This is a genomic window from Shinella sp., from assembly GCF_049651085.1.
Lineage (GTDB): Bacteria > Pseudomonadota > Alphaproteobacteria > Rhizobiales > Rhizobiaceae > Shinella.
In genome coordinates this window covers 1-5,370 of the sequence record NZ_JBASBL010000012.1, presented here as the reverse complement: position 1 = coordinate 5,370, position 5,370 = coordinate 1, and the positions used below count along the sequence as shown (strand labels likewise).

Sequence of the window (5,370 nt, the reverse complement as noted above, 5' to 3'; positions counted from 1 at the left end):
CCGCCGTGCTGCCGCTCGTCCGCGCCGCCCGCGTCGCGGCGAAGGCCAGGCTGCCGGCGATGAAGCCCAGCCGGCCGACGATGGCGCACCGGCGCTTGAAGCCTCGGAATAACGACGCCTCCATATCTTGAAGAACCCGGCACTGTGCCGGGTTCTTGCGTTTCGGGTGAGCGCGAAAATGTCCTCTGTCATCCACCGGGCTCCCTTTAATTCTGGAAATTGCTCCACCATATTCGCTTCAGGCGGTTGACCGGTCGCAAGGCCGGAGAACCGCAGACATGAAAGGCTTGCCTTGACGGGAGCCTTATCCTGAACCGTCGACCGGTGCCTCGAAGGGCCGGCCGAGTTATGGAGGCAGATGATGAATATTGAAAAATACTCCGAACGCGTCCGCGGATTCCTGCAATCCGCCCAGACGAAGGCGCTTGCGGATGGCAATCCGCAGTTCACGCCGGAGCACGTTCTGAAAGTGCTGCTCGATGACGAGCAGGGCATGGCCGCATCGCTGATCGAGCGGGCAGGCGGCAATGCGCGCGATGCGCGGATCGCCAATGAAGCTGCCCTTGCCAAATTGCCGAAGGTTTCCGGCGGCAACGGGCAGGTCTACCTTTCCCAGCCGCTGGCAAAGGTTTTCTCCACCGCGGAGGAAGCCGCCAAGAAGGCTGGCGACAGCTTCGTGACCGTCGAGCGCCTGCTGCTCGCGCTCATGATCGAAAAATCCGCTGCTACCGCCGACATCCTGGCCAAGGCCGGCGTGACGCCGACCATGCTCAACCAGGCGATCAACGAAATCCGCAAGGGCCGCACCGCCGATACGGCAAGCGCGGAGCAGGGCTTCGATTCACTGAAGAAGTTCGCCCGCGACCTCACCGCCGATGCGCGCGAAGGCCGTCTCGACCCGATGATCGGCCGCGACGAGGAAATCCGCCGCACGATCCAGGTTCTGTCGCGCCGCACCAAGAACAACCCGGTTCTCATCGGGGAGCCGGGCGTCGGCAAGACGGCCATCGCCGAAGGCCTTGCGTTGCGCATCGTCAATGGCGACGTGCCGGAAAGCCTGAAAGACAAGAAGCTGATGGCGCTCGACATGGGCGCGCTGATTGCCGGCGCGAAATATCGCGGCGAATTCGAGGAGCGCCTGAAGGCAGTGCTTGCGGAAGTCCAGGCCGAAGACGGAGAAATCATTCTCTTCATCGACGAGATGCACACGCTTGTCGGTGCCGGCAAGGCGGAAGGGGCTATGGACGCGTCCAACCTCCTGAAGCCTGCGCTTGCCCGCGGCGAGTTGCACTGCGTCGGCGCCACGACGCTCGACGAATACCGCAAGCATGTCGAAAAGGATGCGGCCCTTGCCCGTAGGTTCCAGCCCGTCATGGTGGACGAGCCGACGGTCGAGGACACGATCTCGATCCTGCGCGGCCTGAAGGAGAAGTACGAGCAGCACCACAAGGTGCGGATTGCCGATGCGGCCCTCGTTGCCGCCGCGACGCTCTCCAACCGCTACATCACGGATCGCTTCCTGCCGGACAAGGCCATAGACCTCATGGACGAAGCCGCTTCGCGGCTACGCATGCAGGTGGATTCCAAGCCCGAAGAGCTTGATGAACTCGACCGCCGCATCATCCAGCTGAAGATCGAGCGCGAGGCCCTCAAGAAGGAAACCGACCGTTCGTCGCATGACCGTCTCGAAAAGCTCGAGATCGATCTTGCCGCAATCGAGGAAGAGGCCGCCGCGCTCACCGCGCGCTGGCAGGCGGAAAAGTCCAAGCTCGGCCGCGCCGCCGACCTCAAGCGCCAGCTCGACGAGTTGCGCAACGAACTGGCCATTGCCCAGCGCAAGGGTGAGTTCCAGCGTGCCGGCGAGCTTGCCTACGGCATCATTCCGAAGCTCGAAAAGGAGCTGGAAGATGCTGAAGGCCACGATGCCGGCGATGTGGATCCGATGGTGCAGGAGGTCGTGACCCCCGACAACATTGCCCATATCGTGTCGCGCTGGACGGGCATTCCCGTCGACAAGATGCTGGAAGGCGAACGCGACAAGCTGCTGCGCATGGAAGACGAACTCGGCAAGTGGGTCGTCGGCCAGGGCGATGCCGTTCAGGCCGTCTCGCGCGCCGTCCGCCGTGCACGCGCCGGCCTTCAGGATCCGAACCGGCCCATCGGCTCGTTCATCTTCCTCGGCCCGACCGGCGTCGGCAAGACGGAGTTGACCAAGGCGCTTGCCCGCTTCCTCTTCGACGACGAGACGGCGATCCAGCGCATGGACATGTCGGAATACATGGAGAAGCATTCCGTGGCCCGGCTGATCGGCGCGCCTCCGGGCTATGTCGGCTATGAGGAAGGCGGTGCGCTGACCGAGTCCGTCCGCCGCCGGCCGTATCAGGTCGTGCTGTTCGACGAGATCGAAAAGGCGCATCCGGATGTCTTCAACGTTCTGCTGCAGGTCCTTGACGACGGCCGCCTGACCGATGGTCAGGGCCGTACCGTGGACTTCCGCAACACGATGATCATCATGACCTCCAATCTCGGCGCCGAATATCTGACGGCGCTCGGCGAAGACGAGGACAGCGATGCGGTCCGCGATCAGGTCATGGATGTCGTCAAGATGGCGTTCAGGCCCGAATTCCTGAACCGCATCGACGAGATCATCCTGTTCCACCGCCTGAAGCGGTCGGAAATGGGCAGGATCGTCGATATCCAGCTCGAGCGGCTGCGCACGCTGCTGGCAGACCGCAAGATCGCGCTCGATCTGGACGAGGATGCCGTGCACTGGCTGGCCGAAAAGGGATACGACCCGGTCTATGGCGCGCGTCCCCTCAAGCGGGCAATCCAGAAGCACCTTCAGGATCCGCTGGCCGAGAAGATCCTTGCCGGCCAAATTCCGGACGGGTCCACCATCAAGGTGACGTCGGGCTCGGATCGGCTGCTGTTTTCGCCGCACAGTGCGGCGGTGAACAAGGCCGCCTGAAGCGGATAGGGACCATGAACGAAGCGCGGGCCACGGCCCGCGCTTTTTTGATTCCTGCAATGGGAAAGCGAAAGTTCAGTGCGTCTCGGCGACTTCCGTCGCGCCGTCGCCCCGGCCGAGCAGGTCGTCGATGCGCTTGCGCTCGACCTCGAACCGGGCAAGGGCCTTGCCTTCCAGCGATTTTCCGCCGGGCAGGCGAATCTTCAGCGCATCCACCTTGTTGCCGTTGACGATCATCTCATAGTGCAGGTGCGGGCCGGTCGACAGGCCGGTGGACCCGACATAGCCGATGACCTGGCCCTGGCGAACCTTGGCGCCCGGCTTGACGCCCTTGGCGATGGCATTCTGGTGGTTGTAGGACGAAACGTAGCCGTTGGCATGCCGGATCAGCGTCTGGTTGCCGTAGCCGCCGGAATCCCATCCGGCCTTTTCGACGACACCGTTGCCGGCGGCGATGATCGGCGTGCCGCGCGGGGCGGCCCAGTCGACACCGGTATGCATGCGCGAGAAGCCGAGGATCGGGTGTCGCCGCATGCCGAAGCCCGAGCGGAAGGTGCCGTTGGGAACCGGGTTGCGCAGCAGGAACTGCCGGATGCTCTTGCCGTCCTTGTCGAAGTAGTCGACGGATTCGTCTTCCGGGTTCTGGAAGCGGTAGACGCGGGTTTCCGTATCGCCGAACTTGGCGTCGAGGAAGAGGATTTCCGAATCCTCCGCCGCCGTGCCGTTCTCGCCGGTCACGGAGAAGAAGGCCTCCAGCGAATCCGTCGGGCGAAGCTGCGCCTGGAAATCGACATTGCTGGCGAGAATGCGGATGACTTCCGCCGTCATGTCCTGGCCCATGCCATAGGAAAGGGCGGCGCGGTAGATGCCGTCATAGACGCGAGGCAGGTCACGCCCGGCGATGATCGTCGGCCGGCCGTCGTCGTCGAAGGCGGTCGCGACGGCATCGAGCACCGGCGGTTCGGCGCCGCTGACGAAACGGCCGCTGTCGTCGAGCGCGACCGTCACCACATGGCGGCCGCCCGTATAGACGCTGGCGCGCACGATGTTGGCTTCCTTGCCCTTCTGCGAAATGTTGATGCGCAGCACGTCGCCTTCGGCAAGTTCCTTGCTGCCGAGCTGGCGCTCCAGATAGGTGGAGAGGTCGTCGCCCTGCGCCTTGGTATAGCCGGCGGCCGTCATGACCTGCTCGATATCGGCGGCGCGGCGCACGGGGATCACGTCGTCGGCATATTCCGTGTCGTCCGGCGTCAGCGTGTCGAAGGTCGATACGCTCATGTTCTCTTCGACGATCCGGGCCGTCAGCCCCAGGAGGTCGAGATCGGAACTGTCGGAGGCGAAGCGCTGCGGGTCGACATAATAGAGGGAGGCGACCTGCGTGCTGCCGTCCGTCAGCACCGAACCGTTGGTGCGGACATTCTCCTCGACCTCCTCGATCGACATCTGGTCGCCATAGTCGAGCGCCGAGCCGCCGGTCGGGAAGGGGTCGGTCTGCAGCGCGACTTCCGATTCGACGTCCGAACCATAGATCGTGCCCATGCGCGAGGCGGGTGCGGCATCCTTGCCATTGGTCGAGAAGATCGCGAGCGGATCAAAGCGCGGATAGTCGTCGCTCGTTGCGTGATTTGCGGCAAGCGCCATCTTCACATGGGCGAAAGGCTGGCGGCGCACCACTTCCTTCTCGCCGTCATGGATCATGGTGGAGATTTCCATGATCTTCTTGTCGGCGGGCTTTGCGACGATGGCCGGTTCCAGGACCCGTTCGCCGCGCTTGGCCGTCTCACCGGTCTTGCTGGTCTGGCTCGGCGCGCCGAGCGCGGCAAAGGCTTCGGCGGGAATGGCGAGCTGCTGGCGGCCGTCGAGGGCGGCGAAAAGTGCAACCCCCATAAGGATGGAAGAGGTGATGCCGGTAAGGAAGGTGCCGGAGAGCCAGCGAAGGGAGATTTCACGGCGGTCAGGCGCCTTGCGCCCGTCGGCCAGGATCGGCGGTTCATTGCCGAGGGATCGGATCATGTTCCGTTCATTGGTCATGCCGATGCGCTTCGTCCTGTCTGGCTACGTCGTTTCAGCGCGGGAAGATGCACGCAGGAGGGCCCGCGAGTCAAATCACGCTGGTTCGGTAGCTCTTCATAGAGGGGGAGATTGTGAATATCTGAGGGCGCGGACGCAATTTGCCGGGGTCGTCGCCTGAGAAGCCCGGGAAACCGGGGTTTGCGCCCGGCCGGCGAAAGCTAAACGCATAATTTTCAAGATTTTTTCAAAAAAGTGTCACATGGCTGTTGACGAGTGGGGATTGGTAGCCTTATAACCCGCTCATCGAACGAGAGCGGCGGCGCTTCTGGCGGCCGACGAACTCGCTCTAAGGTTTCCGATAGGAGCTGGTGAGAATTGAGACGGACTTA

At 63.2% G+C, this 5,370-nt stretch carries 2 protein-coding genes; one reads left to right on the top strand and one right to left on the bottom strand.

Annotated features, from left to right (window positions below; all coding sequences use genetic code 11):
* The first annotated feature begins 361 nt into the window (after positions 1-361).
* Entirely contained in the window at positions 362-2,968 is a 2,607-nt protein-coding gene (gene clpB, locus WA950_RS07630; protein WP_424551104.1) for an ATP-dependent chaperone ClpB, read from the top strand.
* A gap of 75 nt (positions 2,969-3,043) precedes the next feature.
* Here clpB and WA950_RS07625 read toward each other — a convergent pair whose 3' ends face one another.
* On the bottom strand, positions 3,044-4,999 hold the full coding sequence (locus tag WA950_RS07625; RefSeq protein ID WP_424551103.1) for a M23 family metallopeptidase: 1,956 nt from the start codon (positions 4,997-4,999) through the stop codon (positions 3,044-3,046).
* Positions 5,000-5,370: the final 371 nt, after the last annotated feature.

Coding starts and splice junctions, on each gene's coding strand:
- clpB (WP_424551104.1), top strand. CDS start 362: ATGAATATTGAAAAATACTCCGAACGCGTCCGCGGATTCCTGCAATCC.
- WA950_RS07625 (WP_424551103.1), bottom strand. CDS start 4,999: ATGACCAATGAACGGAACATGATCCGATCCCTCGGCAATGAACCGCCG.